Below are 17,836 nucleotides of genomic sequence, written 5' to 3' on the forward strand. Positions count from 1 at the left end.
GAAATCAAAAAATTAGTACTTTTGCCCCATGATCATTTATAACGAAACCTTTATCCTGGAAGATACAGTTGAGCAGGAATGGCTTGCCTGGATAAAAGAGGTGCAGGTACCCGCCATTATGGCAACGGGCCATTTTAGCTCGCACCAGGTATTAACCATTATCGATTCGCCTAACGATGGCATCACTTATTGTGTGCAATACATGGCCGATACGATGGAGCAATTCCAGGAATATTACCGTAAACACCTTTTCCAGTTCCAGGAGATCCACCAGGTGCGCTTTGCCGAAAGGTTTGTAATATTTACTACCGTAATGAAAACTGTAGATTAGAAAAATATGACCGTTACCGAAACCATTATACCCGGTTTACTGCTACTGGAACCCCGCGTGTTTACCGATGACCGCGGCTATTTTTACGAAAGCTACAGCAAACGCACTCTTGCCGAAATTGGCATAGATGCAGATTTTTTGCAGGACAACCAATCCATGTCGCAAAAAGGTACGGTTAGGGGCCTGCACGCTCAGGCAAACCCCTTTGCGCAGGGTAAGCTGGTACGCGTACTACAGGGCAGCGTAATGGATGTTGCGGTAGACGGGCGCGTAGGCTCGCCAACTTATGGCAGGCACGTTGCTATTGAACTAAATGCGGTGAATAACTTACAGCTATGGCTACCGCCAGGCTGCCTGCATGGTTTTGTAACTTTGGAAGATAACACCATTTTTGCTTACAAAGTAACCCACTATTACGATAAGGCATCAGAAACCGGCGTACTTTGGAACGACCCTGAACTGGCCATTGGCTGGGGTGTTACCGAAACTGAAGCGGTTGTATCTGCCAAAGACCAGGTGCTCCCCGGTTTTGCAGATTGGAAAAGCCCTTTTACCTACTAAACGCAAATCCCCATAAAAAATGCCCGAGGCTGAATAAGTCGCGGGCATTTTTTTTACCCGTAACTTTATTCCTATTTCCCCTGAGTTACTACGCGAGCCATTCTTATCAACATTGTTTCTTTAATTATTAACATTTTAATTATTTGTTAATAATTGTGTAACCAAAAATTTACACCCTCCGTATATAGATAAACTTAACAAAACAAATAACTAACACTTAACTCACTTAACCCAAAACATTACTTAACTACATTTACATGAAAACAAATTTTTTATTTAAAACCGCCCTTGCGGCTGCGGTGGTATCTACCGTGCTTTTCGCTTGCCAAAAAAACGCAAAAACTACCGACACAACACCAGTAGCGTCTACAGGGGTATCTGCTCAGGTGAAGCAAAACATCGCTGCCATGGGCTTCAGTACCGATCAGGTACATAAAGTTGAAGGTGGCTACCTGGTAGAAGGCGACATTTTACTTACAGATGAAAACTTTGCCGAAGGAAGCACTGGCCCCGTTTTACGCATTGCCGAATCTGAACAGTACCGAACAACAAACCTGGTAAAAAACTTACCGCGCACTGTTACGGTATCTATCTCAAACCTGCCAACCGTGTATAGTACAGCTACTCAAAACGCCATTGCACGCTACAACGCGCTTAACCTAACCCTTAAGTTTCAGTTTGTAAGCAGCGGTGGCGAGATACAGGTAATTGGCTTCAACCAGGGCCCAAGCGGCGGTTATATCACTTTAGGCTCATCTGGTTTTCCCACCAGAAAAGGCAACCCTTACAGCCAGATCCAAATGAATACCAATGCCCAGGCATATGGCACCAACCCCGACGTAAATTACCTCACCTCAGTTTTACAGCATGAAATGGGCCATTGCATTGGTTTCCGCCACACCGATTACTTTAACCGCGCTTATAGCTGCGGTGGTACACCAACAAACGAAGGTGCTTCTAATATTGGAGCCATCCTGATACCAGGCACACCATCCGCTGCGGATGCAAACTCATGGATGCTTGCCTGTTCTAACGGCGGCGACCGTACCTTTAACGCAAACGATAAAGTTGCGTTGAACTACTTATACTAAGTTCAAATTAATTAAAAATTAAGTGTTAGTTTTACATAAAGGGGAGTGTACGCTCCCCTTTATGTTGTTATACCCGCTATGCTGAAAAAAGGTATCTGCCTGTTGTTTCTTATGCTATGTTTTGTTTTTTGTCGGGCGCAAACTACCCGTACCGACAGATCTGTGAGCGCTATATATTCGGGCGGGAAGCTCATCGCAGAAAGGCAAAGCGACAGTCTTTATTATTACCTCGTAAATTTCAATGCCCCTTCGCGCATTGCATCAAAAAAATTTCGGCTCTTAAAAAGAGTCTCTTATAACTCCTACATCCTCTCCTCGGCACAAAAAATAAATGCCGGTGAAAACATGGTCGCTATAGCCCCTGCAAATATGCTTTGGAAGGCCGACGACGGGCTGGCGAAACTAAGTACAGACCACCCAAACAGTACAAAACTGATAACGCTGGTGCTTAACCGCACAGGCGAAAATAGTGTTGCCACGATCAGACAAACAGCCGAAATTGTTAGCGCGACCGGCAATATGCTTACTGTAAAACTGCCGCTTAAACAGCTCGCAACAATACTAAAGAACCCAAACATTATTTTTGCCGGCCTGGTACGCAAAGCGCATACCGAACTGGCGATAGATAATATCGACCTCGGCGTGAATAGCATATCGGCCATTGCCGGCAATTACCCGGGCATTAATGGCAGCGGCATTAATGTAAGCCTTAAAGAAGATAACTACGACGAAACCGATATAGACCTGATGGGCCGCTCTTTTACCGCTGTGCCGGCATCTCCAAATATATCCGGCCATGCCAACATCATGGCAACCCTCATAGGCGGCAACGGTAATTCCTATATAAAAGGGCTGGGTGCCGCCCCTGCGGTGCGCTACACTTCCTCAGATTTTGCCAGGTTATCGCCCGATAGCACCCCTTATTTTAAAAACTTTAACATCAGCGTTCAAAACCACTCCTACGGCGTTGGTATCGAAAACTTTTACGGCATCGAGGCGGCGGCTTACGATGCGCAGCTCTATGCACAAGATACGCTGGTACATGTTTTCTCTTCGGGCAATATCGGCACCACAACATCTAACACGGGCCTGTACAACGGGATAGCTAACGTGGCCAACCTTTCGGGCACGTTTAAACAGGCCAAAAACATCATTGTAGTAGGCGGCACCGGCCGCACCAACATCCCCGAAGCGTTAAGTTCAGCCGGCCCTGCCTACGATGGCCGGGTAAAACCCGAATTTGTTGCCGAAGGAGAAGACGGCACCTCAGGTGCCGCGGCGCTTGCCTCCGGCGCAATAGCATTATTGCAGCAAGCCTATAAAAAACAATACCACAAACTGCCTTCCGGCGCTTTGCTAAAAAGCGCCCTCATCAACGCTGCCGACGATATAGGCACCCCCGCGGTAGATTTTAAAACAGGTTATGGCAAATTAAACGCACTGGAGGCTCTCCGTATATTAACAGATGGGCGCTTTAAAAGCGGCAGTGTAAGCAACAACGGGCAAACCAGTTACCAAATTACAGTACCCGCCAACTGCGATCTCCTTAAAATATCTTTAACCTGGATTGATGCACCGGCCACGCTTAACGCCCCATCGGCTTTGGTAAACGACCTCGACCTACGGGTTAGTACACCATCCGGCCAAACTTTGCTGCCATGGGTACTTAGCATTTACCCCGCCGTAGATTCGTTAACAAAACCGGCAACCCGCCAGCGCGATACCCTGAATAATACCGAGCAAGTGACCTTGCAAAACCCTGAGGCCGGCGTTTACACCATCACTGTAAGCGGCAATCGTGTCACCACAAACGCGCAAGCCTTTTATATCACTTACACCGCCCGCCTTGCCAATACTTTTGAATGGACGTTCCCATCCGCAAACGGGCAGCTATTTGCCGGCGATGATAATTACCTGCACTGGCAAAGCTCCTACAATACCGTAACCGGGCAATTAAGTGTGAGCTATAACCACGGCCTTAGCTGGCAGCCCCTTGCCAATGTAAATCTGGCTGATGGATTTTATAAATGGCCAAGCCCCGATGTATTTACACAAGCCATATTTAAAATAGCCATTAACGGGCAGGAGTACGTCGGCAAGGAATTTAGTATTTCCAAACCATTAACCTTAAATGTAGGCTTTAACTGTACGGATGGCACCCTGCTCCACTGGAACCCGCAACCGGGCACAACCGGTTATACCATCTACAGTATTAAGGATAATATTTTACAGTCGCTAACCACCACTCCTGATACTACCGTCATCATCCCGGCTACAATGCAAACCTCCAAATATTTTGCAGTAAGCGCGCAGGGCAACGGGTTTAACGGTATAAAAAGCTATACCATTGATGCTACCACACAAGGCGTGGGCTGCTATATAAAAACGCTTTTGGCAGACGTAACCGCCGATAAAAAAATAGTGTTGAGCCTATCCGTGGGGAGCGTAGTAAACCTGAAAGATATTACCTGGGAAAAACTTACCGGTCCCGATAAATACACAGTTATTGGCAGCACCCCCATCGCCGCGAACGGTTTCCCCTATCAATTTACCGACCCCGCGCCAAAAAAAGGGATTAACTACTATCGGGCGAAACTCGTCACCACCGATGGCAAAATCATATACTCGGATAAGGCAAGCGCCATATTATTACAAACCGATCAATTCACTATATATCCAAACCCGGTTACCACACAGCTTAACATCCTCAGCGGGGAGTTGAAAGAATACGAGCTAAAATTATACGATGCCATGGGTATCTTACGCTTTAGCAAAACCTTTAACGGGCTGCAAAACAATATTCCCGTGAGTGTAATCCCGGGCATATATATTTGTACCATAGGCCTTAAGGGCGCCATCCTCTACAAAACCAAGATCATTAAGCTTTAGTAACAATATTGTGATTTTAACACTCTAAGGGCTGTTTTTAACAATATTTAACAAGTTTAATTTCTTCTACTAAGAATTTAGTTATACATTGCTGCCTCTAAACCATCACCGATGAAATTAACATTTACCGCGTTTTTATTACTAATACTTTGCTCCTTTTCAGCACTCGCACAAAAAACTTATTCTGTTAAAGGCACCATTCGCGATTCTGTTGCCAACGTTGGGCTATTAAACAGTTCGATAAGTGTTTTAAATGCAAAAGATTCAACCCTGCGCAAATTTATGCGCGCTACCACGGGCGGTGCTTTCAATATAGCTAACCTGGGCAAGGGCAATTTTATCCTGCTGGTTACCTACCCCGATTATGCCGACTATGTAGAAAAATTCACTTTAGATTCGGTACATGCCGACCATGCATTCGGCAACATCAATATGTCGCTAAAATCGAGGTTGTTAAAAGAAGTACTGATCAAGGGAACCGTTGCTGCAATTAAAATCAAGGGCGATACTACGGAATACAATGCCAGGGCATTTGTAATTCAGCCAAACTCTAAGGTAGAAGACCTGCTGAAACAACTCCCCGGTATACAGGTGGATAAAGACGGCAAGATAACGGCCCAGGGCCAAACGGTAACTAAAGTACTGGTAGATGGCGAAGAGTTTTTTGGTGATGACCCTACCCTCGTAACCAAAAACATCCGTGGCGATATGGTGGATAAGGTGCAGCTTTACGATAAAAAAAGCGACCAGGCTACCTTCACCGGTATTGATGATGGCGAGAAAACAAAAACCATCAACATTAAGCTAAAAGAAGATAAAAAGAACGGTTACTTTGGTAAAATAGATGCCGGCGTTGGTACCGATGGCTATTATGAGGGCCTGGGGCTTTATAATAAATTTAAAGGCAAGAAGAAGATGTCGGCTTATGGCACCATAGGCAATACGGGTAAAACCGGGTTGGGCTGGGAAGACAATAACAAATTAGGTTCGAGTGGTGGCATACAATTCGGCGATGATGGCGGCGCTTTTTTCGATGGCAGCAGTGGCGATAACGGGCTCGATTCGTTCAGCGGCAGGTATGATGGCGATGGGAAACCCGTGGCACGTACCGGCGGTTTGCATTACGACGATAAATGGAAGAACGACAAGTACACTATAAACACCAACTATAAGATAGGCTCGCTATCTGTAGATGGTACGCGCAATACCATAACGCAGCAAAACTTGCCTGAAGATGCCAACGGTAAAGTAGGTACCATCAACAGCGTTACCGACCAAACTTTTGATAACTACATGTTCCGCCAGAAGCTGGATGCGGCTTTCTCTATAAAACTGGACACTACATCTACCATAAAATTCACGGTAGACGGTACCCTTAAAAACAGTACTACCCGTACCACAAACAAAAGCACCAGCCGTAGAGGCGATGCCAGCTTGCTTAACAAAAATGAGCGCGATGTTGATAATGAAGTAGACCAGCAATTGTTTAACTTCTCTACATTCTACACCAAAAAATTAAAGAAAAAGGGCCGCACCTTGTCGGTTAATTTTACTACCGGTTTTAACGACAACAAATCTAACGGCTTTTTAAAATCGAACCTGGGTTTTTACAACAAGCAGGGCCTGTTAGACAGCAGCCAGGTGATAGACCAGCTGAAGACAGATAACACCAAAACATCCAAAGTAAATACCAACGTTACTTACACCGAGCCGTTATCTAAATACCTTTCGGCCATTTTAAGCTACGGGCTAAGCTTTAATAACAGTAATTCCGACAGAAAATCCTTCGATCAATCTGCACCTAACGAATATAATCTGCTGAACACTTCGTTAAGTAACCACTACATTTTTAACCAGGTATCTAACCAAGGCGGGCTTAACTTTAACTACAAACGGGGTAAAAGCACCCTGCGCTTTGGCACCAGGATAGCCGATGTAACGTTTAAACAGGAAGATGCCCTAAGTGGGAATTCGGCAAAACGCAGTTTCATTAATTGGAACCCCAGCGCCAACTACCAGTATAAAATATCTACTTACGGCTCGTTAAATGTAAACTACTATGGTAACCAAACCCAGCCGACAATTGATCAGTTACAGCCCATCCGTGTAAACACTGATCCGCTTAACGTGGTTATTGGTAACCCGCTACTCAACCCATCGTTCACCCACCGCTTTGGCTTATGGTACAACATGTACAAGGTACTTAGCGAGCAATCTATCTGGCTGAACGGTAATTATGGCTTCACCACAAACCCTATCATAAATAATGTGGTGACTGATACATTGGGCAAAAGCGTTATACAAGCTGTTAATTTAACCAACAAAAAGCCATCAAACTATAATTTGAATATAGATATGGGCCGCAAATTAACGGGTTTAGGAGGCATTAACCTGGGTGCAAGATTAAGCACCACCGGCAATATTTACTACAGCTTTGTTACCAGGCCACCTTTGCCAACAGCGCTTAACCGTACTAAGTCCTACAATTATTCCGCGCAGTTATCCTTATCAAAATACAAGGAGAAAAAATACCAGGTGTATATTAACGCCGGGCCTGATTACACTATCGGCCAGTCATCGCTACAGCCCGATATTAATAACAACGGCCGTGGTTTTAATGCCGATTATTACATCAGCGTTTACCTGCCGTTTAAATTCCAGATCACCACCGATGGGCAATACCAGTACAAGGCAGCTACACAATCTTTCGATAATGATTTTAAACAAACCATTATCAATGCAAGCATCACCAAATCATTCCTTAAGGCCGAAACCTTGAAGCTGATTTTGCGAGGTAACGATTTGCTTAACCAAAATTCCGGCTTTAGCCGCAGCGCATCAAGCAACCTCATTACACAAACCAAATACACCACCATCCGCAGGTACTTTATGCTTTCGGTAGTGTGGGATTTTAGCGGAATGGGCGGTGGTGCATCAGCAAAAAAATAAGGCGATATTTAAAACATTAAAGATAATACACACATGAAAAAGCACCTGTTTATATTGTTTGCCTGCCTGCTGAGCAGCGGCATTTTATCGGCACAGAACGCGCATTTTACCACCTCGGGCACCATTGAGTACGAGAAGAAGGTAAATATGTACGCTACCATAAAAAAATCGATAGATAAGGATAACGAAAGCTGGTACACCCCGGCCTTCGAATCGTACAAGAAGCTAAACCCGCAGTTTAAAACGCTAAAAAGCAAAATGACCTTTGGGGGCAACAAAACATATTACTCGCCCATAGCATCAGACGACCCGCCAACTAATAGCTGGTTTGACAACATGCCCCTCGCGCAGCAAATAAACACGGTATATACCGACCTGAACACCAGCTTTGCTACCACCGACAAAACAGTTTTTGATGAGCATTTTTTGGTGAAGGATACCGCCCGTAAGATCAACTGGAAAATTACCGATGAAACCCGAGAGATAGCAGGCTACACCTGCCGCCGTGCCAACGCCATTGTAATGGATTCTATCTACGTAGTTGCTTTTTATTCTGATGAGATCCCTGTTTCCGGCGGCCCCGAATCATTCACAGGTTTGCCTGGTATGATACTGGGCGTAGCGTTACCACACGAGAATGTTACGTGGTTTGCTACCAAAGTAACTGATATGCCAATAGCCGAAACATCTTTAAAAGTGCCCGTAAAAGGCAAGCAGGTAAACTATAAAAGCCTGTTCAACACCCTTACCACCGTAATGAAGGACTGGGGCGAATACGGCAAGAAGTTTTTTAAGATCTACTTGCTATAGCATAGCGGTGAGCCCCCTAACCCCCTGGAGGGGGGATTTTGAAAAGCTTAAATAATAAAGCTCTTTAGGTTCTCTAAAGGGCTTTATTATTCTGCTCCCCCTTCAGGGGGCTGGGGGGCTCGCCTTCAAGTACACCGCGTTTTTCCTCGCGCTTTGTAGCGGTGTTTCGTGGTAGTAACGGCTTTGCTCTACAAAAAAATAGGTAACACCGCTATCCTGCGCGGCGGAGAGGAGTTTAGGAAAATTGATGATCCCTTCCCCCATATCACAGGCAGATTCTTCCTCGCTGCCTTTTGGGAGGCGATGTTTCAGTACATCGCGCAGGTGCATGAGTTTAAAGCGGCCCTTGTGGTTTTTAAGGTAAGCATACGGATCTTGCCCCTCTGTAACGGTATAGTAAACATCCATTTGGTAATCTACCAGTTCCTTATCCGTATTGGCAAGAAGTACGTTGATAGGCAGCTGACCGTCTACAGGTTTATAAGGATAATCGTGCGGATGGTAAGCGTAGCGTAAGCCGTGCTTTTTACAGATAGCGCCGCGGGTGTTAAAATCATCGGCAGCGTGCTTAAAAAAGTCGATATGCTTTTGCGGGCCCAGCCATGGGCATACCAAATACTTCATTCCTATCTCCGCAGCCTGCGCCGCCGTTTGTTCAAACTCGGTTAGCGACATAGGGTTATGATGAGTAGATACCAGCTTAAGGCCATACCCTTCCGCCAGTTTTTGAAACTCCGTATTCTTCATCCCCCAAAAAATGCCCTTATCGCTGCCATAGCTTTCTAATTGCCGGTAGCCCATTGCACCCAACTTCTTTAAAGTGCCGGCTACATCTTTCGCCATATCATCGCGCATCATATATAGTTGTATGCCGGGGGTAACACCGTGTGCGTGACCTATTAGGGGCGCAGCGTTTGCCGACAATGCAGACGCTGCCGCCAGCATACCGCTACTGTATAAAAAGTTTCTTCTGTTCATCTTGCTGGTTCATTGGTTCACTTATTCATTAGTTTATTGGAGGGATAACCGCCGACCTGCGTTAGGGATAGCAGCGGAAACCCCGGAATGCAGTCCCCACTTCTATCGGTGAGGACGTAATGAGGAGTTGCAGCGTATAGCCCGGCCCGAAGGGAAACGCCCTTGGGGGAAGTAAAAAGTCGGCACCGCCCATCTCACTTTTAACTTTTTACTTTCGACTTTTAACTTCCTTACAAGTCTCTCACGATCACCTCTCCGGTCAACTTATCTTTCAGGATCAACTTTTTATCGCCGTGGGGCAGTATCTCTTCTTTTATTAAATAGTATTGCTCATCATATACAGCAAATTCAGTGGCTATTTTGGTATCGTTGCTACCGCGCCAATCGTCGAGTTTTACGGGTTCCCAAATGCCGCTTTTTGCGGACGCGTAGGCAGCATCTATAATGGCGTTCACCACGTAGCCGTCGTAAAAGGTTTCGGCGGGCTCGCGTTTGCCTTCAATGGCCTCAAACATATCGGTAAACATGTGATTGTAGCCTAACTCGTTAACCTCATCTCCCACGGGGAAGAGCCAGCCGCTGCTGCTTTCGGCCTTTTCGGCCACGTAACCGCCGCCCTTACCAGTGCTGAACATATCAAACCCGGTGCGCAGGAAGTTGTTGAGCCAGATGGTGCCTTCGGTACCCATCACCTCGTCGCGCAGGTCCATACCGCCGCGGAAACACCAGCTCACCTCAAACTGCCCTATGGCACCGTTAGCATATTTCACCATGCCGATGGCGTTGTCTTCCGCATCAATAGGGTGTACTTGCGTAGCTGCCCAGCACATCACCTCCACCGGGCGAATATCTTTACCAATAAAACTGCGGGCTATTTCTATACAATGGCAACCCAGATCTACAATGGCACCGCCACCGCTTTGCTCTTTGTTCCAAAACCAGTTACTATGCGGGCCTGGGTGTGCCTCGCGGCTTTTGGCCCACAGGATACGCCCCAAAGCACCCGCCTTTACACTCGCCAACGATTTTAAAAACTTCGGCCCGTAGCAAAGGTCTTCCAGGTAGCCACCCATTACCCCGGCAGTTTCTACAGCATCCAACATCTGTTTGGCTTCGGCAGCTGTACGGCCAAGTGGCTTTGTACACAGTACATGCTTGCCGGCGGCCGCGCAGGCCTCAACGGCCATGAGGTGCAGGTCGTTTGGTAAAGAGATCACCACCACATCCACTTCGGGGTGATTGATCACCTCGTGCATATCGGTACTGTAATGAGGCAGCTTATAATCGGTGGCAAATTGTTTTGCCTTATCGGCACTACGGCCGTAAACGGTGTGCAGGGTATCGCTGCGGCGGTGCCCCACCAACGAATCAGCATAAAAACGCGCAATAAAGCCCGTGCCAAGCATAGCAATTTTCATAACGTTATTTTGTAAAGTTTGTAATTGGATGGGAAAGATAGGGGTAGATGCGCAGATATGCAAATATGCTGCGCGATGTGCAGATTGCAGATGTGCGGATATGCAGATAAAACTGCTGATTCAGAATTTGTAAAGGAGCGGCAGTAGTGCTTAGCTCGGCTCGCTCCCGCTTTCCGCTTATACGCGCACAGGAGCCTTAGGCACCTTGGCCGGTATAGGCTACAATCGGGTTTATATTGGAACGGCACCCAAATGCGCGCCGTTCCAATACTTGCGATAATGACAAGCTGAAAGCAAATTAATGTTGCACAATATCCGCCAGTTCGCTTATGTCCGATTTATGTTTTTTCATTTGCGCGCCTTTATTTTTTAAATAATCCTGTGCGTGCGCTTTCAATTCGGCAGCTGCGGCGTCTATATCAGCCTTGCGTTTGATGTACAGATAAGTAATAGCCCCGGCAAAAATTGCCCCAAGCGCTAAACCGGCTATCAATATATTGCTGTTATCTTGTTTTTTGAATGGATTTTTCATGACGTTGTTTTCTAAATTAACACTACACGCTCCATTTGGTTCTGATAATGTTGAAATAAGCCTCAAAAACAATTAACGCATAGTATTCTCAGTGTGTAGTTACCCGCGTGCTTCTGAATTAAACAACTGCGACAACCGCGCCGGCAACGGGATGTGGCTTCAATATCCTTACCCGGCAAAAATTTTCACACGCGCATTATTATGTAATGATAAACGGTATATTTAACACATGGCACTAATAGAACCTACCCGTAAAAACATTACGCAGTTTGATGAGCAGAAACAATTTTCGGCACCACTGAGGCTATGGCACTGGCTTAATGCAGCGGTTATCAGTGGTTCGCTGATAACGGTGCTGATCAACGCCACCATTACAGATGATCGCGTTACATCGGCATTGATGAAAACGGAGCTGCAAAAAGCGGGCGCCAATGTTAACGATGAACAGGCGCAATCTGCGGCCCATGCCTTAAGCGATAGCGTATGGGGTGTACATATTTATTTTGGCTACGCGCTTGCGGCCTTACTGTTGTTTAGATTATTGCTTGAGTTTTTCCAACTGGCCGACCAAAAATTCATCCGCCAGATGAAGAGCGCGTATCAAAAATTTAAAATAACAAAGGCAAACCGCCAGGCTGCCAGGCACGAGCTTACCGTAAAAACCATTTACAGCGTGTTTTACATCTTATTAATAGTGATGGCCGTAACTGGTTTGTTTTTAGCTTTTGAAGATGCAATGGAACCTTACAAAGCCATCAGGCATTCGGTAAAAGAGGTGCATGGCTTTTGTATGTATTTAATTATTGCCTTTATTTTGGTACACGTGGCAGGCGTTTACCTTGCAGAACGCAAAGGGGGGAAAGGTATAGTATCTGATATGATAAACGGAGGCGGGGCCAACACCTAAAATTATATGCGTAAACTATTACTTATCACGGCATTGTTTTTAGCATGGAATAATTACCTGTGCAAAGCACAGGATAATTATGAGATACAGGTTTACGGTTCGCAAACAATAGAAAAAGGCCGAACGATGCTGGAGTTGCACAGCAACTATACAGCAAGCGGTTTTAAGACCGGGAGCGACGGAGAATTACCGGATAACCATGTAATACACGAAACTATTGAGATAACTCACGGATGGACTACCTGGTTTGAGACTGGCTTTTACATTTTCACATCAGAAGGGAGCGGTGGCAGAACAGCTTACGTAGGCTCGCATATTCGCCCCCGTGTTGCTGTGCCCGAAAGCTGGCATTGGCCCGTAGGGTTAAGCCTTTCTACAGAGTTTGGCTTCCAAAAAAGGGCGTTCTCTGCAAATACAAGCTCCTTAGAAATAAGGCCCATTATTGATAAACGATGGTCAAAATTATATATATCGGTAAACCCAACCCTCGAAAAAAGCTTCAGTGGACCTGATGAGCGCCTTGGCCTGATATTCTCGCCTAATGTAAAGGGTAGTTATGATATTAGCAAAGTGGTTGCCCTTGGCCTTGAGTACTATGGCAGCACCGGCCCATTTTTCCATTACGATAGTTTTCAGCAACAGCAGCAACAGGTATATTTGGCTACCGACCTGGATTTTAACCCAAATTGGGAATTTAATGCAGGCGCAGGTTACGGTTTTACCAGGGGAACGGATAAAGCCATATTTAAGATAATATTAGGAAGGCGATTTTAAATTAAAAAACCTTTATGAAGAAACATAAAAAAGGAGAGAGGCGGTAAATTGCCTCTCTCCTTTTTATTATTTAAACTTTAATGCAAGCGTTACAATATTTGAATTTAACCCGGTGGAACGCATATAGTGCCCGGCACGCAGCTCTAAGGCTGTAAAATGCTGCGAACCCAATATGCCGCCCGGCGGTGTTAACCTCAAATTTGCGCCTACAAAATTGCTGTGCACGGTAGAGAGGTCGTAATCGCTGGTGTAAAACTCATCGTTTGGGTTGTGCTGCCCGTAAGGTGCAAAATACCTGGTTCCCCTCTGTGTATTATACCTGTAAAAGGGGCTTACTGATACAAACGAAGTAAGCTTTACAGGGATCTCCAGTTCGGCCGTATTGGCCCTTATGCCCCAGTTATCCATATAATAACGGTAAAACAGTCTCACAATAAAATGGTCGTCTAAAAAATAATTAAAGCGCAAACCTATCGGGAGCTTGTAACGGCTATCGGGCAGGTTTTCTACCCGTACAGATCCATCCGTAAAATAATCGCGCTGGTACTTGGTGGCTAATAAGCCATGCTGATAAGAGGGTTCGACGATCAGCGCCATTTGCAGGCGGGTGTTGATCACCTGTGAAAGCGAAAAGGATGTGCTGAACGAGTTGCGCGGTTTATAATCAACCGGCCTCTTATCCTCGTGGTCCGATCCGGATCCATACCCAGGCGGTCGCAGTTCAACCGGCAATATCACTTTCCATTTGTCTAAAAACACCTGTGCCTTAAAATCAAACTGTGTATTCTTATCTTTAGATACACGGGTTACATTAATGCCCGCGCCGAAGGACTGATAATCAAACTCGCGCGAGTAGGAGCCGGCTAAGCCAAAGGCATTGCCTGTTTTGTCATCAGATACCGTCCAGTTTAAAGATGGATATATCCTTACGTCTTGCCTCGATGCAGACGAAACAGTGTTTGGGTCTATTTTATCAGATGACGCCGAAGTATAAGTGTCTACCCCAAGCTCGAAATTAAACGTATGCTTCTTTCCCGATTTACTGTAACGCGACATTTGCAAATCGATGGTGTTCGCAAAATCGGTGAGTTTTTCGGTACCTATACCACCCGTAACGGCGGAGTTATTGCCGTTTTGATTATAATAGGCCGATACAAAATTCACTTCATCAATTTTTAGCTTACGGGCTTCATAGTTGGTTGTATCCTTAACTGGTACAGGCTTTGTTTGCGCATGGGAAGCCAGTATACCCAGGTACATGGCTATTACGCCTAAATATAATTTTCTCATTTTTTAGTTTAAACAATTAGTTACACCCACAGCCACCGCCGCTTTTGCCACCGTTTGCACCGGAGGCTCCTTCGCGATATAACTGAAAACTTTGTTCAAACTTTTGTGATTTACGGGCCGACAGTTCCATCTCAGAATCGTTCAACCGGTTTTTTTGATAGGGTTTTACTGTTTTGCATGATGATAGCCCGGCTACACAGCCAAGGCAAACCAACGCAACAATTAATAGGGGCTTTTTATTCATGTTGAGTTATTTGATCTTAATATTATCTGATGTATAAAGCGTGTCATTATCCGTGATAATAATACAGGCGACATTCTTAAGCTGGTTAACAAGGTGCAAGCCAACTTTGGCACCCATTACGGTTATGGGTGTGGCCATAGCATCGGCAAATTCGGCACTTGGGCTAATAACACTCACACTTTTTATGCCCGTTACAGGCAAGCCTGTTTTAGGATCAATAGTATGTGAATACTTTTTCCCGTCGATCGTCGCGTACTTTTCATAATTGCCCGATGTGGCAATGGCCATGTTACTGATGTTAAGTGCCGAAAATGGAGTGTCGCTGTGGTTAGGATCCGCTATCGCGATGGTCCATGGTTTGCCATTTGGCTGCGTTCCCCAGGTTATTAGATCGCCTGCGGCATTTACAATGCCACTTTGTACACCGTTCTTTTGCAAAACAGCTTTAGCGCTATCAGCAGCGTAACCTTTTCCAATGCCGCCAAAGCCTATGCGCATTCCCTTTTCTTTTAAAAACACACTTGTTTCCTGCTCATTCAACAGTACGTTTTGGTAATTAATAAGGCGTACAGATTCGCGCGCGGTAGCTAAATCGGGCAACGATGTAAGGTTCACATCAAAATTCCACAACCGCTTATCAATGGAGCCATAGGTAATATCAAACGCGCCTTGTGTTAAATCGGATATTTTTAATGAGCGCGTAATCAGGTCAAACACCTCCCTTTCTACCTTCACCGGGGCAATACCAGCCATCGCGTTAATTTGATTGGTTTGGCTATCATCGCTAAAGGTTGTAAGCAATTTCTCCACGCGCTGTATTTCAGCAATCGCCGCATCAATTTGCAAGTTTGCCCAGGTTTCTTCTTCGGCAACCACGCTTATCTCGAAACGGTTACCCATTAATTTAAGCACCCGTTGATAAACAGATAATTGCACGCCTACGCTTTTAGCGGCCTGCATTTACAGTTTGGTTTAGCTGCGCAACAAATTCCGTTGCTGTTTCGTTTGGAAAGCCATCCCAGTCTTTTAATACTTTACCGTTCTCGTCAACCAATAGGGTGTATGGAAACTTTCCTTCGGGATTATATTTCTCTGCCAATGCTTCGTTACGTTTCACCTGTTCCTCGTTCAGCTTATTCTTTTTCTGTCTCGGAAAATCGGCCCGAACCAATAGTAAGTGTTCTTGAGCGTATTGTTCAAATGATGCGGACTCCAATATCTCTTTACGCAAGCGGATACATGGCCCGCACCAATCTGAGCCGGAAAAATTTATCACAATAAGCTTATGCGATTGCTTTGCCTCCTTTTGAACTTCGGTAAAGTTACCAGACCAAGTTATTGATGGGTTAACTAAGGCTATTAAAAAGAATATTAATAATTTCATGATCTATTGATTAAGAATAAACTCTTAACGATGTACCTGTCAACGTAGTATTGTAAATCGTTAAAGATTTAGCCGCGGGTCGGTGGTTACCACTCCCCATTCGACATTAACTTTGCAAGGCTGTTTAATAAATAACTTTCTTTCTCATCCTTTCAGCCTGCGGACTGTGTTATCACCGCACCAATTACCGGCACTTTCCCCGGCATCAGCTTGTTCACCAACCCTACGGCAATACACAGCTCGCTGCTGATCTGCCGTTGTTTGTAACCTTTAGCAGCCAATTCGGCTACCTTCGGGGCCAGTATTTCCCGGTTCAGCATATGGCGGGTACGCAGGTGCAGGCGTTCGTGGCTGTGGCCCTCAAATTGCATCTGCAAAAAGTGATGGGGTTTTACAATGCGGCAAAGGCAAATATGATCTTCGCCGTATACCTGCGCGCTGCTGCGCTGTTTAATTTGTTTCAGGTAACGCAATTGCCGGTCGGCACTGCTGGTGCCAATGGCAAAGGCGCTGTCGGCCAGGTTAATAAGTAGCTTGCTACCGTGCAGGTCGTCGGCCGAGAGCGGCTGGCCGGGGTTGCGCCGTTTGGGGGTATGAGCCAGCACCAGGATAGACAAGTTATGATCGGTTTTCAGGTTCTTGAGGTTTTTCATGAGGTGCAGCGCTACCGAGGCGTTTTCGGTACCGCCGCGCAGGCAGCTGATGTTATCAATAATGAGTACCGTGGCGTGTACCAGCCTTATTTTATAGTCGATGGCGGCAATCAGCAGGTCGTCATCCTGCGTGTAATCACCTGCCGGCTGGTAACCGGTGTTAAACTGCGCACGGTAAAAATTTTCAGAGAATTTAAAAACTTGCTTATCGTTACTATAGCGCCGGTAAAACTGCTGTGTAGATAATTCAAAGTCGATATAAAGCACCGTGGCGGGCGGGGCCTGCAGGTAAAAGGGCGCAATTGCCCGGCCCTGCGCTATACTATGCCCAACCTGCACCGCCAGTACCGATTTCCCTACGTTGGTATCGGCAAACAGGATGCAGAGCTCGTTTTGAAACCAGAGTTCGCCAAAGAGCATTTGCGCCTGAGGTTCGCGTTCGCCCAGTTCCATCCAGCGGTTGCCGGTGGCAATAGCCAGCAAGTAGCGGCAGTCGTCCGGGTCGGGTTTGGTAACTACTTGTTTTACGCTCTTTTTAGCCGGCCTGAACGGGGTTCCCCGCACCTCCGCACGGATCTGTTCAATACTATCCGGCCGTTTGAAAGCATGGTTTTGATTCATTCTGAGTAAAATTTTGTGTGTAGTAAAAGCGGGGTATTGCCTGGCGCACAAAAAACACGCTCATCACCTCAGCAACTGTTTATAAAGGCTACAGCATGTACCTTTCACACAAATATAACGGCTACGGCTAAAGCCTATGGTGGCACGAGTGTGTCAGTAAATGGGGTGTGTGATATTGCTAAGGCATTGATTAATAGTCGTTCACGCATGTTCACGCTGTTCATGTGTTAAACGTGAACAAATAGTGGAAGATTTCCGAACTCCCGGACAAGAGCCTTTCTGAATTTCTTTTAAACGAAGAAACCCCTTCATCGTTAGATGAAAGGGTTCTCGTTAAGGCCTTGCGGCTTTAAGATTTGGCACCGACCTACTCTCCCACATTTTACTGCAGTACCATCGGCTCT

Annotated in this window: 16 protein-coding genes; 8 read left to right on the forward strand and 8 right to left on the reverse strand. The window is 45.8% G+C overall.

Annotated elements, in window-relative coordinates:
* Window positions 1-28: 28 nt before the first annotated feature.
* From EPL05_RS22720 to EPL05_RS22745, 6 genes are all read left to right on the forward strand, one after another.
* A complete protein-coding gene (locus tag EPL05_RS22720; protein ID WP_128536285.1) occupies window positions 29-331 on the forward strand; it encodes a DUF4286 family protein in 303 nt (100 codons plus the stop codon).
* Window positions 332-337: 6 nt separating this feature from the next.
* Window positions 338-892 carry a dTDP-4-dehydrorhamnose 3,5-epimerase gene (gene rfbC / locus EPL05_RS22725; RefSeq protein ID WP_128536286.1) on the forward strand — a complete coding sequence of 185 codons (555 nt, stop codon included), beginning with the start codon at window positions 338-340 and terminating at the stop codon, window positions 890-892.
* Between the two features lie 257 nt (window positions 893-1,149).
* Window positions 1,150-1,983, forward strand: coding sequence for a M57 family metalloprotease (locus tag EPL05_RS22730; RefSeq protein ID WP_128536287.1), 834 nt, complete (start codon window positions 1,150-1,152; stop codon window positions 1,981-1,983).
* Window positions 1,984-2,145: 162 nt separating this feature from the next.
* Window positions 2,146-4,872: a S8 family serine peptidase gene (locus tag EPL05_RS22735; RefSeq protein WP_166727794.1), complete on the forward strand. Its 2,727-nt coding sequence runs from the start codon at window positions 2,146-2,148 to the stop codon at window positions 4,870-4,872.
* Between the two features lie 111 nt (window positions 4,873-4,983).
* Window positions 4,984-7,821: an outer membrane beta-barrel family protein gene (locus EPL05_RS22740; RefSeq protein ID WP_128536289.1), complete on the forward strand. Its 2,838-nt coding sequence runs from the start codon at window positions 4,984-4,986 to the stop codon at window positions 7,819-7,821.
* A gap of 33 nt (window positions 7,822-7,854) precedes the next feature.
* Entirely contained in the window at window positions 7,855-8,631 is a 777-nt protein-coding gene (locus EPL05_RS22745; protein ID WP_128536290.1) for a GLPGLI family protein, read from the forward strand.
* 102 nt (window positions 8,632-8,733) lie between these two features.
* On the opposite strand, the gene EPL05_RS22750 is transcribed toward EPL05_RS22745, so the two are convergent.
* The 3 genes from EPL05_RS22750 to EPL05_RS22760 form a co-directional block, all read right to left on the reverse strand.
* Window positions 8,734-9,609, reverse strand: a complete 876-nt coding sequence (locus EPL05_RS22750; protein ID WP_128536291.1) for a sugar phosphate isomerase/epimerase family protein — start codon at window positions 9,607-9,609, stop codon at window positions 8,734-8,736.
* Window positions 9,610-9,839: 230 nt separating this feature from the next.
* Window positions 9,840-11,027: a Gfo/Idh/MocA family protein gene (locus EPL05_RS22755; protein WP_128536292.1), complete on the reverse strand. Its 1,188-nt coding sequence runs from the start codon at window positions 11,025-11,027 to the stop codon at window positions 9,840-9,842.
* Window positions 11,028-11,325: 298 nt separating this feature from the next.
* Complete coding sequence (locus EPL05_RS22760) at window positions 11,326-11,559, reverse strand: hypothetical protein (RefSeq protein WP_128536293.1); 234 nt, start codon at window positions 11,557-11,559, stop codon at window positions 11,326-11,328.
* Window positions 11,560-11,788: 229 nt separating this feature from the next.
* On the opposite strand from EPL05_RS22760, the gene EPL05_RS22765 reads away from it, so the two are divergent.
* The gene (locus EPL05_RS22765; RefSeq protein ID WP_128536294.1) at window positions 11,789-12,466 is read left to right on the forward strand and encodes a cytochrome b/b6 domain-containing protein; all 678 of its coding nucleotides are present in this window, start codon (window positions 11,789-11,791) and stop codon (window positions 12,464-12,466) included.
* A 6-nt stretch (window positions 12,467-12,472) separates the two neighbouring features.
* A complete protein-coding gene (locus EPL05_RS22770; protein ID WP_128536295.1) occupies window positions 12,473-13,240 on the forward strand; it encodes a hypothetical protein in 768 nt (255 codons plus the stop codon).
* 66 nt (window positions 13,241-13,306) lie between these two features.
* Here the strand turns inward: EPL05_RS22770 and EPL05_RS22775 are convergent, their stop codons facing one another.
* From EPL05_RS22775 to EPL05_RS22795, 5 genes are all read right to left on the reverse strand, one after another.
* Window positions 13,307-14,530: a DUF3570 domain-containing protein gene (locus EPL05_RS22775; protein ID WP_128536296.1), complete on the reverse strand. Its 1,224-nt coding sequence runs from the start codon at window positions 14,528-14,530 to the stop codon at window positions 13,307-13,309.
* Window positions 14,531-14,546: 16 nt separating this feature from the next.
* Window positions 14,547-14,774: a DUF4266 domain-containing protein gene (locus tag EPL05_RS22780; RefSeq protein WP_128536297.1), complete on the reverse strand. Its 228-nt coding sequence runs from the start codon at window positions 14,772-14,774 to the stop codon at window positions 14,547-14,549.
* Window positions 14,775-14,780: 6 nt separating this feature from the next.
* Window positions 14,781-15,734 (reverse strand): FAD:protein FMN transferase, encoded by a 954-nt coding sequence (locus EPL05_RS22785; protein WP_128536298.1) that lies wholly within the window; start codon window positions 15,732-15,734, stop codon window positions 14,781-14,783.
* A complete protein-coding gene (locus tag EPL05_RS22790) occupies window positions 15,721-16,158 on the reverse strand; it encodes a thioredoxin family protein (RefSeq protein WP_128536299.1) in 438 nt (145 codons plus the stop codon). Before EPL05_RS22790 ends, EPL05_RS22785 begins: the two co-directional genes overlap by 14 nt.
* Window positions 16,159-16,310: 152 nt before the next feature.
* Window positions 16,311-17,432 carry an AAA family ATPase gene (locus EPL05_RS22795; protein WP_128536300.1) on the reverse strand — a complete coding sequence of 374 codons (1,122 nt, stop codon included), beginning with the start codon at window positions 17,430-17,432 and terminating at the stop codon, window positions 16,311-16,313.
* Window positions 17,433-17,836 lie beyond the last annotated feature (404 nt).

Origin of the sequence: Mucilaginibacter gilvus (genome assembly GCF_004054195.1) — a bacterium.
GTDB classification, from domain to species: Bacteria; Bacteroidota; Bacteroidia; order Sphingobacteriales; family Sphingobacteriaceae; genus Mucilaginibacter; species Mucilaginibacter gilvus.